Genomic DNA, 21,618 nt, shown 5'->3' with positions numbered 1-21,618 from the left:
TATGAGCGAGAAATCCGGCGCCGGGCAAGGCGCGGAACGGGCGAAGGAGACGGAAGAACGGCCGCAGGGGCGGACGATCATGCTGCAAGGAACCGCCTCCGACGTCGGCAAGAGCGTCGTGACGACGGCGCTATGCCGCATATTCAAGCAGGACGGGTTCCGGGTAGCCCCGTTCAAGTCGCAAAATATGGCGCTCAATTCGTATGTGACGCCGGACGGCAAGGAAATTGGGCGCGCGCAGGGCGTGCAGGCAGAAGCTTGCGGCATCGCGGCGACGACCGATATGAACCCGGTGCTGCTCAAGCCGACGAAGGACATGCATTCGCAGGTCGTCGTCCATGGCAAGCCTTATAAGAACCTGAGCGCCCGCGATTACCGTTCCGGCTTCCTGCCCGAAGCGAAGCGGACCGTGGTGGACGCGGTGAACCGGCTGCGTGCCGCCTACGATATTGTCGTCATGGAGGGGGCAGGCAGCCCGGCCGAAATCAATCTGAAGCAAAATGATATCGTCAATATGAACATGGCTGCCTGGGCGGAGGCTCCTGTCCTTCTCGTCGCGGACATCGATCGCGGCGGCGTGTTCGCTTCGATCGTCGGCACCTTGGAGCTGCTGGAGCCGCATGAACGTGAGCGCGTTCAAGGATTCATCATCAACAAATTCCGTGGCGACGTCACGCTGCTGCAGCCCGGGCTCGACTGGCTCGAAGAGCGCACAGGTATTCCGGTGATCGGCGTGCTGCCTTATGCCGACGATCTGGACATTGAAGCGGAGGATTCAGTCGCGCTGGAGCAGTGGAAGGGGAAGGTGCTCCCGGAGAACGACCTGGATATTGCGGTCGTGGGCTTGCCCCGCATCTCCAACTTCACCGACATCGATCCGCTGGCCGCCGAGCGCGATGTGCGCATTCGCTATATTCGCAAGCCCGAAGAGCTCGGCGCTCCGGATGCCATCATTATTCCGGGGACCAAGAGCACGATGGCCGATTTGCATTGGATGCAAGAGAACGGGCTGGCCGACGCGTTGGTGTCTTATGCGAAGGAAGGGGTCGTGACGGGCATTTGCGGAGGCTATCAAATGTTAGGCGAGTGTCTGCGCGATCCGTACGGAGCGGAGGCCGAAGCGGGCGCGGTCATCGACGGCCTGGGGCTGCTGCCGATGGAGACGGTGTTCGCTGCCGATAAGCGGACGGAGCGCGTCCAGGGAACGGTCATCGCTTCCGGACTGCGCGGGACGGCGCTTGAGGCTTGCCCTATGGAAGGCTATGAGATTCATATGGGCCGTTCGCTGCCGACAGGGACGGATATGTTGGCTGAACCGCTGCTGGAACTGCGGGCTGCGGTCGAGGCAGATACGGCATGCATCGGGCATGACGGTTTGCTGCATCCGAATGGGCGCATCATGGGCACCTATTTGCATGGCTTGTTCCATAATGACGCCTTCCGCAGGGGCTGGTTGAACAGGCTACGCGAGGCGAAGGGGCTTGCGCCTCTGCCCGTCGAATTGAACTTTGCCGGCCAGCGGGAGGCTGCCTTCGACCGCCTGGCGGATCGGGCTCGCAGCAACTTGGATATGGAGCGGATCTATCGTATATTGCGGATTACGGATCCACAGTAGTCCAGAAGGGGATGGGCAGCAATGCCGCCTCCCCGCTGGATGGTAATCGGACAGCGGGCAGCCCGGCGCTTGCGCTGCAGGTGCCGGGCTTGTGGCGTCCGCTTAATTGGCGGGGGGAGGGGGCTCAAGCTCCTATGAGTACTCTCCCTTTTACTCAGAATCTGTCCTGCTCAAAAGTGCTTCTGTCCCCGAGGTATCGTGCCCTCCCGATAAGTCGTCTTCTCCCGATGTGTAGCGCCTCGGTGTTCTTCTGATGTATTATGCCCCGCGAGGTATTATGCCTCCCGATGTATAGCGCTCTGGTGCTCTTCTGACATATCGTACCTCCTGATGTATCGCGCTTGTCCGATGTAGTGTCCTCGCTCCATGGAGAGTGCCTCCCGGTGACTTGTCTCTGCCGACATATCGTGTCCTTCCGATGTATCGTGCCCTCTCTATATTTCGTGCCTCCCGGGATTCTGACCCGATGGGAGAGTGGTCGTAAGGGGCAGAAACCGTTCCTCATCCTCTGTTCCCATGCATGTTCCTCACCATGTTCATTAAGCGTATTCATAGAGCATTGTTCATGGAGCATGTTCCCTCACCATGTTCATAATGCATGTCCTAAGCAAAGCCTCGTTTGACAACATAATTGATAATGATTATCATAATAAATCAATAGAATGGCAGCGCGGCAGCTTTTCATAAAATAGGAAGCCATCTAAGAACACGAACCGGCGCGCGTCCAGTAGACGATGGCATAGGGAGCGGGAGATATGAAGGATAGATTCGACACCGAATGGCTTGTGCGCGAGGGAGCGCCAGACCTTCATCTGACCGTAGCCGGCGTTGAAGATGCCAAGGCGACGGTTGTCCTTGTCCATGGCATCGGCTGGCATGCGGGCTTTTATACCCGCCTGATGAGCCGGTTGAGGAGGGAAGGACTGCGAGTTGTCGCTGTCGACCTTCGCGGGCATGGCAAGAGCTTGGGGGAGCGAGGGCTTCACATGTATGAGGAGCTTCTAGAAGACACGCTTGATGTCGTGGACGCCGCGATACGCAAGTATGGGCAGGAGGTCTATTTGTTCGGCACGAGCTTCGGGGCGTCGGTTGCTTATTACGCGGCGGTCCGCGAGCCGAGACTAAAGGGCCTTATTTTACATAATGCATGGGATATTAGGAATCTGCCCGCATCGATAGACAAGCCGCGCATTGACTCCCTACTAAGCAAATACGGGCATGAGCCCGAGAGAATGATTTCTTTGCCCGTCATGATGGGGCTGAGGATGACATGGCATTTGTTCGACAACAAGCTCCGGCTGCTGGCCATGTTCAAGGATAAGCTTTGGCACCGCAAGTGGTCGGTCCGCTCATGGGCATCTTTTCTCGGGTATGTGCCTGATGAACGGCATATCAACGACTTCAGCCTGCATACGCTAGTGATTACGGGGGACAAGGATGGCATGCTGCCGCTTGACTATACGAAGGAAGTCTTTTGCAGTCTGGCCACGACGGAGAAGGATTTGGCAGTCGTCGCCAATGCAGGGCACATGCTTTTGATCGAGCATGTCGAATGGACTGTGCCGATCATTGCCGGATGGATGGACCGCAGGCTGGCAAGAAGGTAGATCCGTTTCAAGCGGGAGCGGGACGGATAGCAGGTAAGGGACGCAAGCGTGCCGGAACGGAAGAGGGGCATGAAGGGGGGAGGACGAGCAGGGCGCATGGAAGGATGGGCAAAGCGACGGGAAGGACGGCAGGCGAAGGAGAACAATGCCTTCGGCCAACCCAACAACGGGGAGGGCCTGAAGCCTTGAATTGGCAAAGGTAGTCCGCCAGAAGCCGCTTGTGTTGCAGCTGTAAAGAGATTACAATCAAGGGAGTCTGGCAGCCGGCCGGGGTCCCTCTTTGTTGTTTGCGTTTCCGGAAGGGAGAAGAGGGGTAAAGATCTATATTACTCGCGTTGCATTTGCATCGGCGGAAGGAAAGGAATACGCCATGTTTATGATTCTCATCGCCATTTTCACGATACAAATTATCTATGTCTCTTTTTTCACGCTGCGTATGATATTGACCTTGAAGGGACAGCGGTATTTGGCCGCCTCAATCAGCACGGTTGAGATTATCATCTATGTGCTTGGCCTGAATATGGTGCTCAAATATTTGGACGAACCGGTCAGCCTGATCGTGTACGCGGTCGGGTACGGCATCGGGGTGCTGGCCGGCTCCTGGATCGAGGACAAAATCGCGCTCGGCTATGTTGTCTTCAAGGTCATCGTCAACAATCCGGACAGCCCGCTGCCGAATTATTTACGGGATCACGGCTTCGGCGTTACCTCCTGGATCGGAAGCGGCCGGGACGGGAATCGGCTCATGCTTGAGGTGCTGGCGAAGCGGAAGAACCGCAGTATGCTCCAACAATCGATTTTGGAGATCGAACCGAAAGCATTTATCGTCACCTCCGAGCCGACACAGCTTCACGGAGGATTTTGGACCAAGGTCACGCGCCGTTAGGGCGCGAGGCCTTTTTTTATTGTGGTTGGAGAAGGACGGTTTTTTTGGTAAACATAAGAATCCAAAAATTGCAGATAATGAAGACCAGAGACCTGAGTTTTTGTCGAAATATAAGTCTTTTGTTTCATATGGTCAGGATAGGTGTAATTATAAAGTATGCTTATGTGTAGATGCGCTCTCAGCGAGGGCGCGTTCTATTCCGTGCGCTGATTCGCGTACACATTACACATAACTGCTTCCTATGTCAGGCCGGCCGGACTCATCTACATACTTGGCAGCACCCGCAGGGGCCAACAGCTTCTATCAATATTTTTTATAAAAAGAGGTGATGGTGTATGATCCAATTCCAACAAGTGAATAAGGTGTACGAAGGTGGCTTTCAGGCGTTGAAAGACATCAATCTGGAATTCAAGAAGGGCGAGCTCACCGTCCTGATCGGACCGAGCGGCTGCGGCAAATCGACCACGATGAAAATGATTAACCGTCTGATGACCCCTTCAAGCGGAAAAATCCTCATTAACGGCCAAGATATTGCCGAGCAGAACGCTGTCGAGCTGCGGCGCAATATCGGCTACGTCATTCAAAACATCGGATTATTCCCCCACATGACCATCGGCAAAAACGTTGCCGTCGTCCCGCAATTGAAGAAATGGGATAAAGCCAAGACCGAACAACGGGTGGATGAACTGCTGCGGCTCGTTCACCTCGATCCGGAAGTGTACCGCGATCGCTATCCTTCCGAGCTGAGCGGAGGCCAGCAGCAGCGCATTGGCGTCATCCGGGCATTCGCCGCCGATCCGGATATCATTTTAATGGACGAACCGTTCAGCGCCCTCGATCCGATCAGCAGGGAGCAGCTGCAGGATGAGCTGATCCGGCTGCAGCAGGAGTTGAACAAGACGATTATTTTTGTCACCCATGATATGGATGAGGCGATCAAAATCGCGGATACGATCGTGCTGATGAAGGATGGCGAGGTCGTACAGACCGGATCCCCGGAAAATATTCTTCGGCATCCGGCCAATGATTTCGTCCGCACGTTCATTGGGCAGAAGCGGCTGGAAGGAGCGTCCGGCTTCGAGATTCCGATAGTGGATGAAGTGATGGTGCCGAAGCCGGTCACGGCGTATCCGAACCGGGGGCTGGCGGAAGCGATCAAGATGATGGAGAGCCGCAAGGTGGACTCGCTGTTCATCGTCGACCGTGAGGACAAGCTGCAAGGCATCGTATCCATTTATAAGGTGCTGGACCAATACGGCGAGGAGAATAAGCGGGTGAAGGATGTGATGCGGCCGATCGGCTACTTCGTCCGTCCGGGAACGCCGCTGCCGGAGGCGGTTCAGATTATGAACGACAATCGGCTTACGATTTTGGCGGTCGTCGACGAGAACGGCAAGTTCATCGGCTTGATTACCCGCGGCAGCGTCGTGAAGCATTTGGCGGACGTGTATCCTTCCATCATGGAGAGCGCGCCGAATACGTTCAGAGAGGAGGCGTAACCGATGGGTGGATGGTTGACATTTCTGCAAGAGCGGGGAAGCGACATCCTCACAGCACTGGCTGAACATATGGTCATCTCAGCCGCTTCGGTGCTGATCGGGTGCCTCGTTGCGATTCCGCTTGGCATCGCGCTTATCTACAACACCTTGTCCTGGCTGAACAGCATCGTCTTCTTCGTCGCCAATCTGCTGCAGACTGTGCCGAGTCTGGCGCTGCTGGCCATTATGATTCCGCTGATGGGCATCGGCATGAAGCCGGCGATCTTCGCTTTGTTCCTCTATTCGATTATGCCGATTCTGCGTAATACATACGATGGCTTCGAATCTGTGGACCGAAGCGTGCTGGAATCGGCCCGCGGCATGGGCTATGGGACGTTCCAGCGAATTGTGCGCATTCAGCTTCCGCTAGCCTTGCCATATATTATGTCCGGCGTGCGCGTGACGACGGTCTATATTATCAGTTGGGCGACGCTCGCTGCCTTGATTGGGGCCGGGGGCCTGGGACAGCTGATCGTATCGGGCATGGGCGTCAACAAGCCGGAGCTGATCGTTACCGGAGCCGTCGGGGCCATCGTGCTTGCGTTTGTTATCGACGGACTTCTCGGGCTATTGGAAAAAGCACTTACACGCCGTTTTGGACGGACGAGCAGCTTGTCTGCTTAATTTGCCGTCCGTAACGGGGTGTACGGTCCGGGACTAGAGTGAATGAAGGAGGAGGATTCGGTATGACTGGACGAACACGGCCGGCGGGCATCGCGATCGCCCTGCTGGCGTTGACGATATTGTTGTCTTCCTGCGGGCTGGACAATCGGCTTGTCATCGGGGCGCAGACCTATTCCGAGGCGAAAATATTGGCCGAAATGTACAAGGCGCTCATTGAAGACCGTACTGACTTGAAGGCCAAGGTGCTGCCAGACCTGGCAGCGAGCGGCATCATCATTAACTCGATGAAGAAGAACGAGCTGCAGATTGCCACGCTCTATACGGGCGAGATTTTCAACAATCATTTCCCGGTCGTCGAGACGAAGCAGCGGGATGAGGTATTGAAGCAAGCCCAAGAGGGCTTCGATCAATATTTTGACTTTACGTGGTTCGATCCGCTCGGCTTCGAGAATACGTATGCATTCACCGTACGCAGCGATCTGGCTGAGGAACGCGGATATGAGAAAATATCCGATGTGCAGAAGGATGCCGGCAGTCTGCGGCTGGGCGTCGATACGACCTGGCTCGAGCGGGGGCTGGACGGATACAAGGGCTTCCAGGATGAGTACGGCTTCCGGTTCGGGAAGGAATTCCCGATGGAGCAAAGCCTCGTCTATGAAGCGGTGGCGAACACACAGGTCGATATTGTGCTTGCTTATTCCACCGATTCGCGTCTGAAGGCTTATCAATTGAAGACGCTGCAGGATGACAAGCAATTTTTCCCGCCGTATGACGCTTCGACTGTGGTGCGCAATGATGTGCTGGCTGAGCATCCGGAATTGAAGGAGGTTCTCGGCCTGCTTGTGGGGACCTTGGACGAGAAGACGATGATCGATTTGAACTATGAAGTGGATGTCGAGAAGAAAAGTGAACGGGAAGTCGCCGTCAATTATTTAAAACGAGTCGGATTGATTCAGTAAGAAAGGAGGCCCGCTATGGGAAGCTATGAATGGACAATTGCGGATTTGCTCGCGTATATGGGCCGCAATACGGATTTATTATGGGAATATTTCGTGACCCATATCATAATGGTGCTCACCGGCGTCGGTCTTGCCTTCGTCATTGGCGTTCCGCTCGGCGTGCTGTGCGCCCGGTACAAAGGCTTGTCCAAGCTCATTCTCGCGGTGACGAGCACGCTGCAGGTCATCCCGAGCCTGGCTCTGCTCGTGCTGCTGATGCTCGCGTTCGGGCTCGGCACGAAGACGGTCGTCGTCGGCCTGCTCCTGTACTCGCTCAACCCGATCGTGCGCAATACGTACGTCGGGCTGAAGCAAGTCAATTCGAGCTATGTCGAAGCCGGCCGCGGCGTCGGCATGAGCCCGCTGCAGCTGCTGTTCAAGGTGCAATTCCCGCTGGCGCTGACGTATATGCTGACGGGGCTGCGCATCGCGGCCGTCATCGCGATCGGGGTCGCGACGATTGCGCCTATCGTCGGCGGGGACGGATTGGGCCGGGAAATCTATGCCGGCATCAATTCGCAGAACCCGCTGCGCATCTACGCCGGGGCGATCCCGGCGGCGCTGCTCGCCATCGTCGCGGATGTGCTGCTCGCCATCCTGCAAAAACGATGGAACCTCGCCGAACGCAAGTCGCGGAAGAACGGCGTTCAGGCCGATTCCACCCGCTCCGCCACGTAACGCGGCAAAGCCCGCAACCTGATCGTGATCGGGTTGCGGGCTTTTGGTTGGCAGCCTCGGCGTTTATTGAGAAAGGTTCAAATCACTTATTTTTTGAATGTTCTGGAGTTCTCCAGTCACGTGATGAGAGGGCAAGAGGACACCGTTCGAATCGATGTTGAATTTCCCTTGATAAACGCCTAGTACGGTATACGCATCTTGTGCGACAGGACCTTTGTATTTTTTTAGGAACAGCAGGGCGTTATCCCCGCTACGTATCGCTTTATTATCATCAAACGTGTGTAGAATATTATTGTATACTCCGCCCGTCTCAAGAACCTGTATGATTTCATTGGGTTTCACGGATCCTTTGTACACCTGTTTTACTTGGACATCGCTTAGCGTAAAAATGACACTCTTATGTTTAAATGACTTAGATTTTTCCGCATGCGCTTCAACTATCAGCTCGGCGTCATTTTCAAGTTGTTGAATTGTATCATACCTTACACTTAACTCACCGCCGCTGTTCACGGTAAAAAGGGGGATTTGAAAAAAATATATAACAATTCCAGCCAAAAGTATCAAACCGATAATACTCCCATAAATGAATCGTGGTGATCGTATCATTCCAACACCTCCAGTTGGGTATTACATTTATTTACCGTACAAAGCATTGACTCCATCTATATCATCAGATTGGGGGGTATATACTTTACGTGCTGGGTTTCCTGTATGGTACATGATTTGATAAGAGTCATCGACATGATCGAGTCCTAAGGCATGACCTAGTTCGTGGTTTATTGTTGCTGTATTATATAAGTTGCTTCTTGAGTCCATAAGGTCATAGTTCATTTCTATAGAAGACGTAGTATAGTCCCCATACCAGATATATTCTCTAAAATTTGTACACCGTGCATTCCAGTCGGTATTGCCGTAGTTATCGCCACCGAAATAAATATCACCGCCTCCTCCTAGATATACACTCATATTTATTTTCGTAGGAGTGTTAGACCAGTCACGTGCTGCATCATAAATAAAATCTTCATATTTAGATTTGGTTCCTGATTTAACAACCACTCGCAAATTGGTTTTGGAATGTTTTCCTCCTAAAAAAGTATATGCAGACACACTTGTTGCTAGTAATGGAGTTAATAGTAACAACAAGAAGATAATCTTCTTTTTCATGGTTACCTCCTGGGGGATTATTGTCATAATTCCTGTTTCAAACTAACAATTACACTTATTCCACCTTTTGTGAAAACTTGAGGCATCTGAACGGAGCGGCTCCCATTAATTAAGTCTAACATTTTAATGAACTATATTAATCTCGTTTTTTATCCCCTAATCCCTCCTTTAAATCCAAAATTTACATTATGATAGATACAATTGTAAAACATTTACACCAAAATAAAGTGGTTCTTTATTCCCATTTTCCATACTACGGATTAATTCTCGAAAAAAAGATTAGTATGTTAGGCAGCGAAATAACTGCATTGAGTAGGAGAGAAGATATTTTGGGTATGTGTAGATACTCAATGGGAGGAGTGTGTGAATGCTCCGATCCTTAAGAAGGGTTCTCCAGAATAGAAGTGGGACAAGGTCATTCCTCGTTAACTATTTTATTTACTGTTATCTTTTGGAACTTAATAGTAGTAAAAGCATAGGACCGTTTGCAAACGATGATGGGCAAACGCATTCAAGCGTTGTACAATAAAGATGATCGGCAATCAGAAAACGCGTGTTCAAATGGATTCGTGTAACTCAAGATTCGATATTGAGATTGCTTTCTGCAAATCTCTTCGTGATCATTTCGTGATCTAAAGCGGACTTTGTGAACAACCTCTTAAATGGACAGACAGGGTGATGTACATGTCACATGACGGCAGGCGCGGTCATGACAGCGAGGCTGAGGCGCGCGGCGTCATCGAATTTCGTTCGGAACAGGAACTGCAGGCCCATCTTCCTTGCAAGGTGTACCGGTTGGATCAGTCGATCGGCAGCATCTGGGATCATACTCATGACTACATTCAGATCTGGTACGTGCTGAAAGGCGAGTTCAAGCATACGATCAACCATCACAGTTATCATATGGTCAAAGGGAATTTATTCATTATCCCGCCGTTCGCGGTCCATCGGGTCGAGATGGTCGCCGGGCAAGAGGTTGAGATTATCGGCTGCGAATTTTTGCCGCATTTCGTCCTTGAGCCGGCGGAGCGCGACGGCGAGCGGGGCGTTGACTTTTCTTATCTGGAGCAGTTCCTGATGGATGAGAAGCAGTCGACGCCGAAGGTGGCCTTGACGGGTGATACCGATATCCAGGTGGGGCGGCTGCTGCAGGAGATGCTGGAGGAGTATCAGCATACCCGCCGTTATTACGAGCTGGTGCTGAAGGCCGATCTGCTCCGGCTGCTGGCGATTATTATCCGCGAGTATACGAAGCCGGCCGACAAGACAAGCGAAGAAGACGATCGGGTGGAAAAATACCGGGACGTGATTACCTCCGTCACCGAGTATATTCATCTTCACTATGCGGAAGAGCTGAGGCTAGAGCGGCTGTGCCGCGAGTTCAGCTTGTCGAAGACCTATTTTTGCTACTTGTTCAAGCGCTTTACCGGCAAAACTTTCAATGATTACTTAATAGATCTCAGGGTGCGCAAGGCGGTCGAATGCTTGCTGGAATCCGATATGTCGATTACGGAAATTTGCTTCGGCGTCGGATTTAACGATCTGGCTTATTTCTCGCGGATATTCAAGCGTCATACCGGCCTGTCTCCCTCTCAGTACAAGAAGAAGGCGCCTGGGCGCCTGGAGTAGAGAATTCACCTATTTGTCAAGCGGCGAGACGCAGACCCTCGCTCTGGGCGGGCGCAGGCCCGTGCCCCAGACGGACGCAGGCCCGTGCCACGGGCGGACAGAGACGCGCGCGGAGCCAGCGGGTCTGGGGAGCTTGGAGGCATGCTTGACTTTGCAGATGCTATCGTTTATGATAAATTTATCCAAATACAGGGAGAGATGTTAATGTTGGCGGTCGTTCTTAACTAATCAATTCCATAGGGAAGCCTGGCATAGGTTCGAAATTACGTCTTGCTGGACGTTTATTCAAGCATGTGTGAGTCAGACTTCCGGAATTAGTTAAGAACAGCGGATATTCATTTGAAGCCAAGATTAACGTCTTGCGACACCGATCCGTGCTGTTGTTAGAGCACGGTTTTTTTGTGTTCAGGAGAAGGGGAGACGCACGCCTATGACACGCACTCCAGATCCTCGCACGAGATGCGCTGCCCGGGAGGGACCGGGAGCGTCGGGTCGCGCTACGTTATGACAGAAGGCAGAAGATGCGATAGTTGCGCATTCTTTTGCCTTTTTTGTCGTATGCGGACATCTGTATGGGATGAAGATATGAGAAGGAGTGCTGATCAATGGACGACAAAATGATGGAGCGCCTGGAATACGGACGCGTGAAGCAGGAGGTAATGAAGTATGCCCTCTCCTATGCAGGGCAGCGGCATATTGAGGAGATGAAGCCGCTCACCGATGCAAAAGCGGTGCAGCACGCGCTGCTGGAGACGGAAGAGGCGACCCGGATGCTCGCCAAGGGGGCAAGCGTTCCGATTCCTTCCTTGCAAGGAATGGACACGGTGCTGTCTCTGCTTGGGTCAGGATACCTGTTCGCCGAGAAGGATATCGCGCATGTGCGGCAGTTCTTGCACAGCTGCTCGCAGCTGATCGCCTACATGCGGGCCAAGGAGGGGATCGCTCCGACAGTTGCCGCCTATGCCGCTTCGATGCATCCGCTGGACGGGGTGGCGTCCGAGATCGACCGCTGCCTCGCACACGGCCGGATTCGGGACGAGGCGAGCAAGGAACTGCATAAGATCCGGCGCAAATTGACCGCCGTCGAAGACAAGATCCGCGGTAAAATCGACGCGCTGTTGAACCGGTACCGCTCGCTGATGCAGGAAAATCTCGTCAGCCAGCGGAACGGACGTTATGTATTTCCAATTAAAAAGGAGTACCGGAAGCAGATCAAGGGCAGCGTCGTTGATGAATCGTCCAGCGGACAGACCGTCTATGTCGAGCCGCAAGAGTTGGCTGTCCTGCAGCAGGAGCTGTCGATTCTACGTATTGAGGAAGGGAAGGAAGAGGCGAAGATTCTCAGTTATTTGACCGAGTTGCTCGATGGTAAGGCCGAGGAACTGCGCGGCAATGCGGAGACGGTGGGCTGGTATGATTATGTGTTCGCGCGGGGGAAGTATGCGCAATCGATCGAAGGGCAGCCGGTCCGGTTGAACGGAAATGGCGTCGTCGATCTGCGGCAGGCGAAGCATCCGCTGCTCGGCGGCGGCACGGTGCCGCTCGATATTCAGATCGGCCGGGGTTACCGGGCCTTGATCGTCACCGGGCCGAACACGGGCGGCAAGACGGTGGCGCTCAAGACGGTCGGGCTGCTGTGCCTGATGGTTCAGTCCGGCTTGCTCGTGCCTGCCGGAGAAGGAAGCAGCTTCCCGGTGTTCCGGCATATCGCGGCCGATATCGGCGATGGGCAGAGTCTGGAGCAGTCGCTTAGCACGTTCTCGGCTCATATTACGCGGGTCATCGATATGCTGACCTTTGCGGATGAGGCTACGCTCGTGCTTATCGACGAGATGGCGTCAGGCACCGATCCGGGTGAAGGAGTCGCCCTGTCGATCGCGCTGCTGGAGGAACTGGCGCGGCGCGGGACTATGGTCATCGCGACAACCCACTACAATGAGATCAAGCATTTCGCTGGCGTCACGCCGGGCTTCCGCAACGCGCGGATGGAGTTCGATCCGGAGACGCTGCGGCCGCTCTATCGGCTCTGCATCGGAGAAGCCGGCAGCAGCTACGCTTTCCTCATCTCGCGGAAGCTCGGGCTGAACCCGGAGCTGATCCGCAGGGCAGAGGAACTGGCGGCGCGCCGGGAGGAAGGGCCGGGGCTGCGAGTGGAGGCGGATGCGGGGACGGCGGCGGGCTATGACGCCGTATTGCTGCAAGCCGGCGGTTCCCTGTTGGAATCGGTGTCCCGGCCGATGCCTGACTCGGAGGCGTCCGACTATGATAAGGAGGCCGCTTCGCCTGAGAATGGGGCAGCGGAGAATGCGGCTGGAGAGGAAGAGAAGCAGGACCGTCCGCTGGAGATTGGAGATTGCGTCTACATTTCGTATCTGGGACGGACCGGAATCGTATATGAAGCAGCGGATGCACGGGGCAATGTCGGGGTGATGATTGAGCGGCAGAAGGTCAAAATCAATCATAAGCGGCTGTCGCTGTATATCGAAGGCAAGGAATTGTATCCGCAAGATTATGATATGGACATCGTGTTCGAGACGAAGGAGAACCGGAAAAAGCGAAAGCTGATGAAGCGCAAGCATGTGGAAGGCTTGAGCATTGTCCATGAGTCGGAGCAGTGATGCCGGGCGGGGCCTGCGGGCCCCGCCAGATCCGAATCATATGGAGCGCGAACGATGAAAATATTTTAGGTATCGATGGGGACGTGATACAGTAGAGCGAGATAATTGGCTAATTGAGGAGGGGGATTCATGATGCTGCGTGCAGTACTGCTCTGCCTGTCGCTCGTGTTGGCGTCGGGCTGCGGCGCTGCGGAGGATCGATCCGCAGGCGGCCATATGCAGGCCGAACCGGGGAAGGACAGCGGAAGCAGGGAAGGGAAGTCCCACGATGCGGCGCTGCTTGATGCGGCGAAGAAGGGCAAGGAGGTAGACGTCCGGCAATATATTAAGGAAGGTGCCGATGTCAATGCGCAGGACGGCAGCGGACGCACGCCGGCGATGCTGGCGACGCTCGGCGGACATACGGAGGTCGTTCGCATTCTGCTTGAGGCGGGGGCGGATGTCAATATCCAGGCAGATAACCTGGACAACCCGTATTTGTATGCGGGCGCGGAGGGGCTGCTCGATATATTGAAGCTGACGATTGAAGCCGGCGCGGACACGAAGCGAACGAACCGCTTCGGCGGAACAGCGCTCATCCCCGCGGCGGAGCATGCGCATCTCGACGTCATTGAGTATTTGTTGACGGGCTCGAATGTGGATGTGAACCATGTGAACAACCTCGGCTGGACCGCCCTGATGGAAGCGGTAGTGCTGGGCAGCGGCGGGGAGCCGCACCAGCGGGCGGTGGAGCTGCTGATCCGGCATGGCGCGGACGTGAACATCCCGGACCGTGACGGGGTGACCGCGCTCAGCCATGCCCAGTCACGCGGCTTCACCGAGATCGCGCGTCTGCTAGAGCAGGCTGGAGCCAAGGCGGATTCGCCTTAAAGGTGGCAGCGCCTCGCGTTGAAAACGGCCGGGTGTGACGACGCAGGACGGCACAGTGGTTTGTCTCCGTGCTCTTATGTTTACTATCCCATTGGTTCAGATTCCCCGTTTGCTCGTCTAACCCCCTTTTAAGTCCTTATGTGTATTATCCCATTAAGTCAGGTCAATTTTTTATCTGTACCGATGGGATATCGGTCGTAAGAGACACCGAGCAGTTCATTTCCTGCGCCTATGGGATAGTGGTCATAAGAGACACCGAGCAGTTCATTTCCTGCGCCTATGGGATAGTGGTCATAAGAGACACCGAGCAGTTCGCTCCCTGCGCCGATGGGATATCGGTCGTAAGAGACATCGAGCAGTTCGCTCACTGCGCCGATGGGCTATTAGTCATAAAAAGACACCGAGCAGTACACTCCCTGCGCCGATGGGATAGTGGTCGTAAGAGGCTAGAGAGAATGATTAGAGCTATAGATTTCTGTACTGCACAGCCGAGTCGTCCCTGCTCAACGACAGTATTGATTATCAATTTGCCTGGGAGCCTCGGCTTGCCGGGTTTATTTGTGTAAGAAAGTCCAACAATTGTGGACTATAGTTCAATGTGTTTTGCCCGGGCTTTCCTATAATAGAGGTGAGAGGAGCGGCCGGAAGTGTAACCGTTTGCAGCACCAGGGCGGGAAGCAGCCGGTTGAACCAAGACGAAATGGAGTGAGCCAGGGTGAAATTAGGAGTCAGTATTTACAGCTTGCATGCCGCGCTGCAGGACAAACGGATGAAGGTACTGGACGTGCTGGACTGGATGAAGGCGCAAGGAGCCGATCATGCGGAGATCGTGGATATGGATCTCGATCTGGCCAATCATCCCGAGCGAGTGGATGCCATCCGCGAGAAGGCGGCGGCAATCGGTCTGGAATTGTCCAATTACTGCATCGGGGCGAACTTCGCCGGACTCGACGACGTAGCGTTCGCCAAGGAAGTGGCGCGCGTCAAGTCGCATGTGGACGTGGCTCATCGTCTCGGCGTGAAGCGTATGCGTCATGATGTCGCATGGCGGTCCTATCCGGAGACCGATGTCAGCTACTTCGAGAAGGATTTCCCGGCGCTCGTAGAGGCATGCCGCCAAATCGCCGACTATGCGGCGGACTTCGGCATTACGACAAGCGTGGAGAACCACGGCTTCTACATTCAGGCAAGCGAACGGGTGAAGCGTCTCGTGCTCGCAGTCGATCGCGAGAACTTCCGCACGACGATGGACGTGGGCAACTTCACGTGCGCGGACGAGAATTCGCTGAATGCTGTCCGCAATAACATCGGGCTGGCGTCCATGGTTCACCTGAAGGATTTCTACATCCGTCCGGCGGACCGCAATCCGGGCGAAGGCTGGTTCCGCTCGCTGCACGGCAATTACTTGCGCGGCGCCATCGTGGGGCAAGGCGATCTGCCAATGTATGATATTATCCGCGCCGTGAAGGAAACGGGCTATGACGGATATGTCAGCATCGAATTTGAAGGCATGGAAGATTGCCTGAAAGGCACGAAAATCGGAATCGAAAATGCGCGGCGCATCTGGTCTGAAGTGTAAACGCATCAAAATACGATTTTTTTATAACTGTAGTTAAGCAACTATTTCTTATCAAATCTATGGGGGGAAGGCCATCATGAGCAAAGTCAAAGTAGGCGTCATTGGCGCAGGTTCCATTTCGGAAATGCATTTTGGAGGATATCAAAAAAATGATGAGGCCGTGTTGATTGCGGTCTGCGATTTGAACGCGGATCGGGCGAAGGAGAAGGCCGAAAAATTCGGGGCTCCCGATGCGAAGATTTACACGGATTATCATGAACTGCTTGCGAATCCGGACGTAGAGGCGGTCAGCATCTGCACATGGAACAATTCTCACGCAGAGATTGCCATTGCCGCGCTGGAAGCGGGCAAGCATGTCCTCGTTGAGAAGCCGCTCTGCAAGACAGTAGAGCAAGCGCTGGCGGTTCAGGAAGCGCAGAAGAAAAGCGGCAAGACGCTTCAAGTAGGCTATGTCCGCCGCTACGGCATGAATACCCGCGTACTGAAAAAATTTATCGATGCTGGCGACCTGGGCGAAATCTACTATGCGAAGGCTTCCTGTCTGCGCCGCTTGGGCAATCCGGGCGGATGGTTCAGCGATGTAGAGCGTTCCGGGGGCGGGCCGCTTATCGACCTGGGCGTCCATGTCATCGATCTGTGCTGGTATCTGATGGGCAAGCCGAAGGTTAAATCGGTCAGCGGCAATGCGTACAACCGCCTCGGCAACCGGAACCATATCGAGAATCTGTCCTTCTACCAGGCAGCAGATTACGATGCAAACGTGAACACGGTCGAGGATATGGCCAACGCGCTTATCCGCTTCGAGAACGGAGCGTCGCTCGCTGTCGATGTCAGCTTCGCGCTGCATTTGAAGCAGGACGAGATCAGCGTCCGCTTGTTCGGGGACAAGGGCGGCGCGGAAGTTGAGCCGAAGCTGCTCATTATGGGTGAGAAGCATAATACGATTTTGAACATGACGCCGCAAATCGACCATCTCAGCTTTGATTTCGAGCGGGGCTTCCAAAAAGAAGTCGATCATTTTATCGATTGCTGCCTCGGACGCACCAAGACGATCTGTCCGGTGGAAGACGGCGTGGAACTGATGAAAATCCTTTGCGCTATTTACGAGTCGAGCGCGAAGGGAACCGAAATTGTTTTCTCGTAATGCCAGGGCGAAGAAGCGGGAGGGAGGAAGAACAGCATGAACGGCATATACCCCGCTTTAGCTGTTATAACACGCAGCACTGATAATGATATGCTGCAGGCGATTCGGCTGATTGAGCCGAATGTGGCCGTCCTGCATCCAGATGAGGTGCGGGAAGGCGTGCTGGATGCGTATGAGGCGATTGCGCTGCTTGGCGGAACGGAAGAGACTCCTCTTCTGTTCCCCGCGCATCAACGCGTGCTGCTGGAGAGGCAGATTGCGGCTGGCAAGCGGGTATTCGCGGAATATGTGGCCAGCATCGGCCATGTGTATTGCGAGCCGCCGCTGTCGACGCGGTACCATCGTCTCATCTATTGCTCCAAGGAGACGGATCTGGCGGGCCTGCCGCTCGGCGCGCTGCTCGATGACCAGTGCGGCCTGCGGCTGCGCCCCTTCGCGGGGGCGTGCCTGCATGATGTGCCGATTTTGCAGTATGCGCGGGTGCATGCGCATGACCGCGTGGAGCTGGATGATTCCTTCTTCGGGGAAGTGTCCGACCGCGCGCTCTGGTTCGAGCAGGATACGCTGCTCGTCTGCGGCTTCCGGCTCTGCCCGTGGCTGCGCGCGCGCTATTCTCCGCTGCAGCGAATCCGGCATGTCGTCGCCTTTGTCATCGGCTGGCTGCTGGATCGCCCGGTTGAGGTCGCCGCTCTGTCTCCGCTTGAGCCGGTCGTCAGCACCGGCCTTGACGGAAGGCGGGCCGCTTCCTACAGAGAAGCCGCGGAACGCGCCATCCGCTGGTTCGAGCAGTCGGGCGTGCTGTATGATGAAGGCCGCACAGGAGTGCATGAAGGCTGGGGCACCGAGATATACGGCAACGGCAGCCAGCGGCTGAGCCGCCAACAGCGGGCCGATTGCATCGGCGAGACGGCGATGGCCTACTTCATGCATTACAAGGTGACGAACGATGAGCGCAGCCTCGCCATTGCCAATCGTCTGCATGATTATGTATTCCAGTACTTCCTGTGCAAAGAGGATGTCCCCTGGTCCGGCATGATGCGTTTTAACGCAGAGGCGTGGAGCATCTGTTATCAGGATGACGTCTCGCGCGCTATCCTGCCGCAAATGTGGCAGTGCTTCGTAGAGGGCAGCGAGCGTCATCTGGACGACTGTCTGCTGGCGCTCAACTTCCTGCTGAAGACGACCGGGTCGGATGGCATGCGGGTGTCGCGCACGAATAATATGATATTCGACCGCCATCCCGAGGAGCTGCATAAAATGCGCAGCGAGCCGGCCCACTTCCCGAGCGCGCATTACAACGCTTATTATTACGCGGCGCTGCTGCTCGCGTACCAGCTCACCGGCATCCGCCTGTTCCTTGATGCCGGGCGCAAAGGGCTGGAGGCCTTGATGCGTGTCTACCCGGATACGGTGCGGGAGCAGAGCCAGACGCAGGAGCTGTGCCGCCTCGTGCTGCCGCTGAGCTGGCTTTATTGGTCGACGCAGGATGAACGGCATCGTGAGTGGCTATACCGGGTAACCGAGGATTTGCAGCGCTTCAAGCATCCGAGCGGGGCTTATCTGGAATGGGATGAAGGCTATAAGGCGCCGATGTGGGAAGAGAACGGGATGCGGGACAATTCGCTCGTCACCGAGAACGGGCACCCTGTCGTCGACCTGCTCTATTCCAACAACTGGCTGCCGATGGCTTGGATGCAGGCTTACTTCGTGACAGGAGACAGCATATTCCTTGACTTGTGGAAGGAGAGCTCTGACTTCATGGTCCAAGCTCAGCTCACCAGCCCGAACCCGGACATCGACGGCGCCTGGGCACGGGCGTATGACGTCGAGCTCGGTGAAGTATTCGGATCGCCGTCGGACATGGGATGGGGCCCATGGGCGATTGAATCGGGCTGGACGGTGGCGGAGATTGCGAGCGGGCTCATGGTCGGCGAACTGAAGGATGAGCTTGCGGCTCTCTTCCAAGAGCATGCCGCGAATAGGCGGAAGGGAACGGGTTACCCGAACCGCTAGACCGCCGCTTGACCTGCTCAATTGAATTCTGAATACGCGCAGCAGCGCATTAAAATCATAAACTTAATTAAGGAGTGATTCATCATGGCATTGTTAACGAATCCAATCGGTGTCATTACAGACAGCTTCCGTCTTCCGCTTCGGGAAGCTCTGGCCAAGGCGAAGGAAGTAGGCGCGGACGGCGTGCAAATCTATGCGGTGAGCGGGGAGATGGACCCGGATAATTTGTCGAAGGAGGCACGCAAAGAACTGGCGAAGTATATCGATTCGCTCGGCTTGAAAATATCGGCGCTGGTCGGCGATCTAGGCGGGCATGGCTTCCAGGACAAGGAGGCGAATCCGGCCAAAATCGAGAAGTCGAAGCGCATCCTCGATCTGGCACTTGATATGGGAACCAATGTCGTTACGACGCATATTGGCATCGTGCCGCATGAGCAGAACGAGATTTATTATGCGATGCAGCAAGCTTGTGAAGAGCTGAGCCAGTATGCGAACAGCCTGGGCGCGCATTTTGCGATCGAGACCGGACCCGAGCCGGCGGCGCATTTGAAGTCGTTCCTGGATACGTTGTCGGGAAAAGGAGTCGCCGTCAACTTCGACCCGGCGAACATGGTAATGGTGACCGGGGACGATCCGGTGCAAGGCGTTCATATTCTGAAGGAGTATATCGTTCATACGCACGTCAAGGACGGCGTTCGTCTCCGTGAAGTCGATCCGCGCCTCGTCTACGGCATGCTCGGATTCGAGCCGATGTCGCATGAGAAGATTGCGGACATGGCGACCGATGGGCCATTCCAGGAAGTGCCGCTCGGCGAAGGCAAAGTAGACTTCGATGCTTATTTCCAAGCCTTGGTTGATATCGGCTATACTGGCTATTTGACCATCGAACGCGAAGTTGGCGACTCTCCGGAGACCGACATTCGCAAAGCGGTTGAATTCATTAAGCGTTATAAAGGTTAAACACGCAAGCCACCCGATTCACGGGTGGCTTATTTCTTCTTAGGATGAGGGTGGATTGTTCAGCAATTGCCGGAGCCGGTCATGTGCCTCCTGCCCGAGCGCATCCTCTGCTACATTGAGGAAGCTGTCGATAGTCGCGAATTGCCCACGGTAGCGATTGTAGTAGCTCTTCCAGACCACAGGAACGGCATCGGTTCCAACGACCTGCGTCCAGGCGGCGAGCAGTTCGGCGCCCCGTTCCCGGTAGATGGTCACGGCGTCCTCCCCGAGCTGGGCGGCCGGGAGTGCGAGTGCCCGGTAATCGGTTGTTGAGGCGGATGGCCAAGGCTCCTGCAGCCGCTGATGCCGATAAAAGCGTGCGGCGAATTCGGACATCCCCTCATCAAGGAATCCATCGGTCCGCGAGTTGATGCCGATCGCGGAGCCGAACCACTGCTTCGCAATTAAGCGAAGCATGTCGGGCGAGAGCGGACCGTTCAGCTTCTCTTCCCGGCCGAACAGAACGATGCCATCAAGGCTATCGTTCATCCCGGCATATGGAGCTTCGGCGAACGTCCAATGCTTGCCCGGCAGCTCCCCGATCGCATCGGAGAAGAACGCGATAGCATCAGCTGCGGCGTCAAGCCATTGCTCGGACGGCTGTTCCCCGTCGTCCAATGTGTAGACCGCAAGGGATTTTCCATCCGGTAGCGGGCGCTTCGTCTCAGTGTAGTCCGGACTGGCGTAGAACGCGAGCTGGCGGATGCCATTGGCGCGGATATGAGTGGATTGCACGCCGTCTTGCACGCAATGATCCAACTGCTGCCCTGTCGTGACGACAAGCCAGGAAGCGGGCAGTTGGAGATGAACGTCGTAATCGGCCGCATAAAAATAATCGCTCGGGTATCCGGGATAATTCGGCACCCGGTTCCATGCATGGCGCAGCGGATTATATACCGCAAGCTGCGGCGTCCAATAGGTGCCGCCAGCGAATTGTTCGTTATAGGCCAGCCGCCAAGCCCCGTATGGAAGCTGGATCTCGTAGCGGATGCGGAGAGAAACGGAGCCGTTCGGAGCAAGGGGCTGCTTCAATTGTACAGTCAGAGACTGATTGACATGCTCGTACTCCAGAGGCTGGCCGTTCTCCAGCGTTACGGCGGTAGTGGTGACTCCGCCGCCGCTGGCAGACAGGTCGGATAGAGTGGTCCCCAGTAGTCCTTCGGAGGCGAGACGTTGATTGAGCTTCCGTTCATGAACGGGCTGCGTGTCCGGAATGCGGTAGCTATCGGCATACCAATGGAAGACCAGTTCCTTCAAGGCCTGATTGAATTCATTGCGAAAATGAAGCACCGTCGTCGCCTTCAGCGAATGAGTGGCATCATCCCAGACGGCGGTCACTTGATACTGAATAGGAGATGATCCCTGAAGAGCCTGTGCGCTGCTGTCCTTTCCCGTGCACCCGGTAAGGATGGCCAGAAGGGCAAGCAGGGTGATAAAGATGCCGGCATGCCGCAGCAAGGGTGTATTGTATATAGAAACGTCCGTTAGCCTCATTGGCCATCTTCCTTCCGTCATCGGTCCTGTCGTATGTTATGTTCATTGTATCGAAGGGACGTTCCGGGTCCTATTGAATTGACTTACGCCATGCTTACGATTTTGTCATCCGCAACCGAACCAAAAATTCAGGACTATTGTCACAGAAAAATATGGTATTAT

Annotated in this window: 17 protein-coding genes; 14 read left to right on the top strand and 3 right to left on the bottom strand. The window is 55.0% G+C overall.

Translation table 11 applies throughout. The annotated features are described in order from the left end of the window. The first annotated feature begins 1 nt into the window (after position 1). From FLT43_RS11270 to FLT43_RS11240, 7 genes are all read left to right on the top strand, one after another. Positions 2 to 1,615 (top strand): cobyric acid synthase, encoded by a 1,614-nt coding sequence (locus FLT43_RS11270; RefSeq protein ID WP_087444813.1) that lies wholly within the window; start codon positions 2 to 4, stop codon positions 1,613 to 1,615. 755 nt (positions 1,616 to 2,370) lie between these two features. Beyond that, a complete protein-coding gene (locus tag FLT43_RS11265; protein WP_087444814.1) occupies positions 2,371 to 3,222 on the top strand; it encodes an alpha/beta fold hydrolase in 852 nt (283 codons plus the stop codon). A gap of 370 nt (positions 3,223 to 3,592) precedes the next feature. Beyond that, on the top strand, positions 3,593 to 4,108 hold the full coding sequence (locus FLT43_RS11260; RefSeq protein WP_087445410.1) for a DUF2179 domain-containing protein: 516 nt from the start codon (positions 3,593 to 3,595) through the stop codon (positions 4,106 to 4,108). A gap of 335 nt (positions 4,109 to 4,443) precedes the next feature. After that, positions 4,444 to 5,607: an ABC transporter ATP-binding protein gene (locus FLT43_RS11255; RefSeq protein WP_087444815.1), complete on the top strand. Its 1,164-nt coding sequence runs from the start codon at positions 4,444 to 4,446 to the stop codon at positions 5,605 to 5,607. A 3-nt stretch (positions 5,608 to 5,610) separates the two neighbouring features. After that, a complete protein-coding gene (locus FLT43_RS11250; protein ID WP_087444816.1) occupies positions 5,611 to 6,270 on the top strand; it encodes an ABC transporter permease in 660 nt (219 codons plus the stop codon). A gap of 62 nt (positions 6,271 to 6,332) precedes the next feature. Then, on the top strand, positions 6,333 to 7,229 hold the full coding sequence (locus FLT43_RS11245) for a glycine betaine ABC transporter substrate-binding protein (protein ID WP_087444817.1): 897 nt from the start codon (positions 6,333 to 6,335) through the stop codon (positions 7,227 to 7,229). 15 nt (positions 7,230 to 7,244) lie between these two features. After that, complete coding sequence (locus FLT43_RS11240; protein ID WP_087444818.1) at positions 7,245 to 7,946, top strand: ABC transporter permease; 702 nt, start codon at positions 7,245 to 7,247, stop codon at positions 7,944 to 7,946. A 63-nt stretch (positions 7,947 to 8,009) separates the two neighbouring features. Here the strand turns inward: FLT43_RS11240 and FLT43_RS11235 are convergent, their stop codons facing one another. Both FLT43_RS11235 and FLT43_RS11230 read right to left on the bottom strand, forming a co-directional pair. Beyond that, positions 8,010 to 8,552, bottom strand: a complete 543-nt coding sequence (locus FLT43_RS11235) for a hypothetical protein (protein ID WP_087444819.1) — start codon at positions 8,550 to 8,552, stop codon at positions 8,010 to 8,012. A gap of 27 nt (positions 8,553 to 8,579) precedes the next feature. Then, a complete protein-coding gene (locus tag FLT43_RS11230; RefSeq protein ID WP_164776153.1) occupies positions 8,580 to 9,110 on the bottom strand; it encodes a matrixin family metalloprotease in 531 nt (176 codons plus the stop codon). A gap of 684 nt (positions 9,111 to 9,794) precedes the next feature. Here FLT43_RS11230 and FLT43_RS11225 point away from each other — a divergent pair. The 7 genes from FLT43_RS11225 to FLT43_RS11195 all read left to right on the top strand — a co-directional run bounded on the left by FLT43_RS11225 (position 9,795) and on the right by FLT43_RS11195 (position 19,923). Continuing rightward, a complete protein-coding gene (locus FLT43_RS11225) occupies positions 9,795 to 10,739 on the top strand; it encodes an AraC family transcriptional regulator (RefSeq protein WP_087444821.1) in 945 nt (314 codons plus the stop codon). 605 nt (positions 10,740 to 11,344) lie between these two features. Next, positions 11,345 to 13,357, top strand: a complete 2,013-nt coding sequence (locus FLT43_RS11220; protein ID WP_087444822.1) for an endonuclease MutS2 — start codon at positions 11,345 to 11,347, stop codon at positions 13,355 to 13,357. 129 nt (positions 13,358 to 13,486) lie between these two features. Further along, complete coding sequence (locus tag FLT43_RS11215; protein WP_174818134.1) at positions 13,487 to 14,227, top strand: ankyrin repeat domain-containing protein; 741 nt, start codon at positions 13,487 to 13,489, stop codon at positions 14,225 to 14,227. A gap of 715 nt (positions 14,228 to 14,942) precedes the next feature. Then, positions 14,943 to 15,806: a sugar phosphate isomerase/epimerase family protein gene (locus FLT43_RS11210; RefSeq protein WP_164776151.1), complete on the top strand. Its 864-nt coding sequence runs from the start codon at positions 14,943 to 14,945 to the stop codon at positions 15,804 to 15,806. A 76-nt stretch (positions 15,807 to 15,882) separates the two neighbouring features. Then, positions 15,883 to 16,950: a Gfo/Idh/MocA family protein gene (locus FLT43_RS11205; protein ID WP_087444823.1), complete on the top strand. Its 1,068-nt coding sequence runs from the start codon at positions 15,883 to 15,885 to the stop codon at positions 16,948 to 16,950. A gap of 36 nt (positions 16,951 to 16,986) precedes the next feature. Continuing rightward, positions 16,987 to 18,963: a hypothetical protein gene (locus FLT43_RS11200; RefSeq protein ID WP_087444824.1), complete on the top strand. Its 1,977-nt coding sequence runs from the start codon at positions 16,987 to 16,989 to the stop codon at positions 18,961 to 18,963. Positions 18,964 to 19,047: 84 nt separating this feature from the next. Beyond that, a complete protein-coding gene (locus FLT43_RS11195) occupies positions 19,048 to 19,923 on the top strand; it encodes a sugar phosphate isomerase/epimerase family protein (RefSeq protein ID WP_174818133.1) in 876 nt (291 codons plus the stop codon). A gap of 39 nt (positions 19,924 to 19,962) precedes the next feature. Here FLT43_RS11195 and FLT43_RS11190 read toward each other — a convergent pair whose 3' ends face one another. Continuing rightward, complete coding sequence (locus tag FLT43_RS11190) at positions 19,963 to 21,456, bottom strand: gluzincin family metallopeptidase (RefSeq protein WP_087444826.1); 1,494 nt, start codon at positions 21,454 to 21,456, stop codon at positions 19,963 to 19,965. Positions 21,457 to 21,618: the final 162 nt, after the last annotated feature.

This window comes from Paenibacillus thiaminolyticus, from assembly GCF_007066085.1.
GTDB lineage: Bacteria > Bacillota > Bacilli > Paenibacillales > Paenibacillaceae > Paenibacillus_B > Paenibacillus_B thiaminolyticus.
The sequence above is the reverse complement of the archived record's forward strand: the minus strand, read 5'-3'. Positions and strand labels throughout refer to the sequence as shown.

Coding starts and splice junctions, on each gene's coding strand:
- FLT43_RS11270 (WP_087444813.1), top strand. CDS start 2: ATGAGCGAGAAATCCGGCGCCGGGCAAGGCGCGGAACGGGCGAAGGAG.
- FLT43_RS11265 (WP_087444814.1), top strand. CDS start 2,371: ATGAAGGATAGATTCGACACCGAATGGCTTGTGCGCGAGGGAGCGCCA.
- FLT43_RS11260 (WP_087445410.1), top strand. CDS start 3,593: ATGTTTATGATTCTCATCGCCATTTTCACGATACAAATTATCTATGTC.
- FLT43_RS11255 (WP_087444815.1), top strand. CDS start 4,444: ATGATCCAATTCCAACAAGTGAATAAGGTGTACGAAGGTGGCTTTCAG.
- FLT43_RS11250 (WP_087444816.1), top strand. CDS start 5,611: ATGGGTGGATGGTTGACATTTCTGCAAGAGCGGGGAAGCGACATCCTC.
- FLT43_RS11245 (WP_087444817.1), top strand. CDS start 6,333: ATGACTGGACGAACACGGCCGGCGGGCATCGCGATCGCCCTGCTGGCG.
- FLT43_RS11240 (WP_087444818.1), top strand. CDS start 7,245: ATGGGAAGCTATGAATGGACAATTGCGGATTTGCTCGCGTATATGGGC.
- FLT43_RS11235 (WP_087444819.1), bottom strand. CDS start 8,552: ATGATACGATCACCACGATTCATTTATGGGAGTATTATCGGTTTGATA.
- FLT43_RS11230 (WP_164776153.1), bottom strand. CDS start 9,110: ATGAAAAAGAAGATTATCTTCTTGTTGTTACTATTAACTCCATTACTA.
- FLT43_RS11225 (WP_087444821.1), top strand. CDS start 9,795: ATGTCACATGACGGCAGGCGCGGTCATGACAGCGAGGCTGAGGCGCGC.
- FLT43_RS11220 (WP_087444822.1), top strand. CDS start 11,345: ATGGACGACAAAATGATGGAGCGCCTGGAATACGGACGCGTGAAGCAG.
- FLT43_RS11215 (WP_174818134.1), top strand. CDS start 13,487: ATGATGCTGCGTGCAGTACTGCTCTGCCTGTCGCTCGTGTTGGCGTCG.
- FLT43_RS11205 (WP_087444823.1), top strand. CDS start 15,883: ATGAGCAAAGTCAAAGTAGGCGTCATTGGCGCAGGTTCCATTTCGGAA.
- FLT43_RS11200 (WP_087444824.1), top strand. CDS start 16,987: ATGAACGGCATATACCCCGCTTTAGCTGTTATAACACGCAGCACTGAT.
- FLT43_RS11195 (WP_174818133.1), top strand. CDS start 19,048: ATGGCATTGTTAACGAATCCAATCGGTGTCATTACAGACAGCTTCCGT.
- FLT43_RS11190 (WP_087444826.1), bottom strand. CDS start 21,456: ATGAGGCTAACGGACGTTTCTATATACAATACACCCTTGCTGCGGCAT.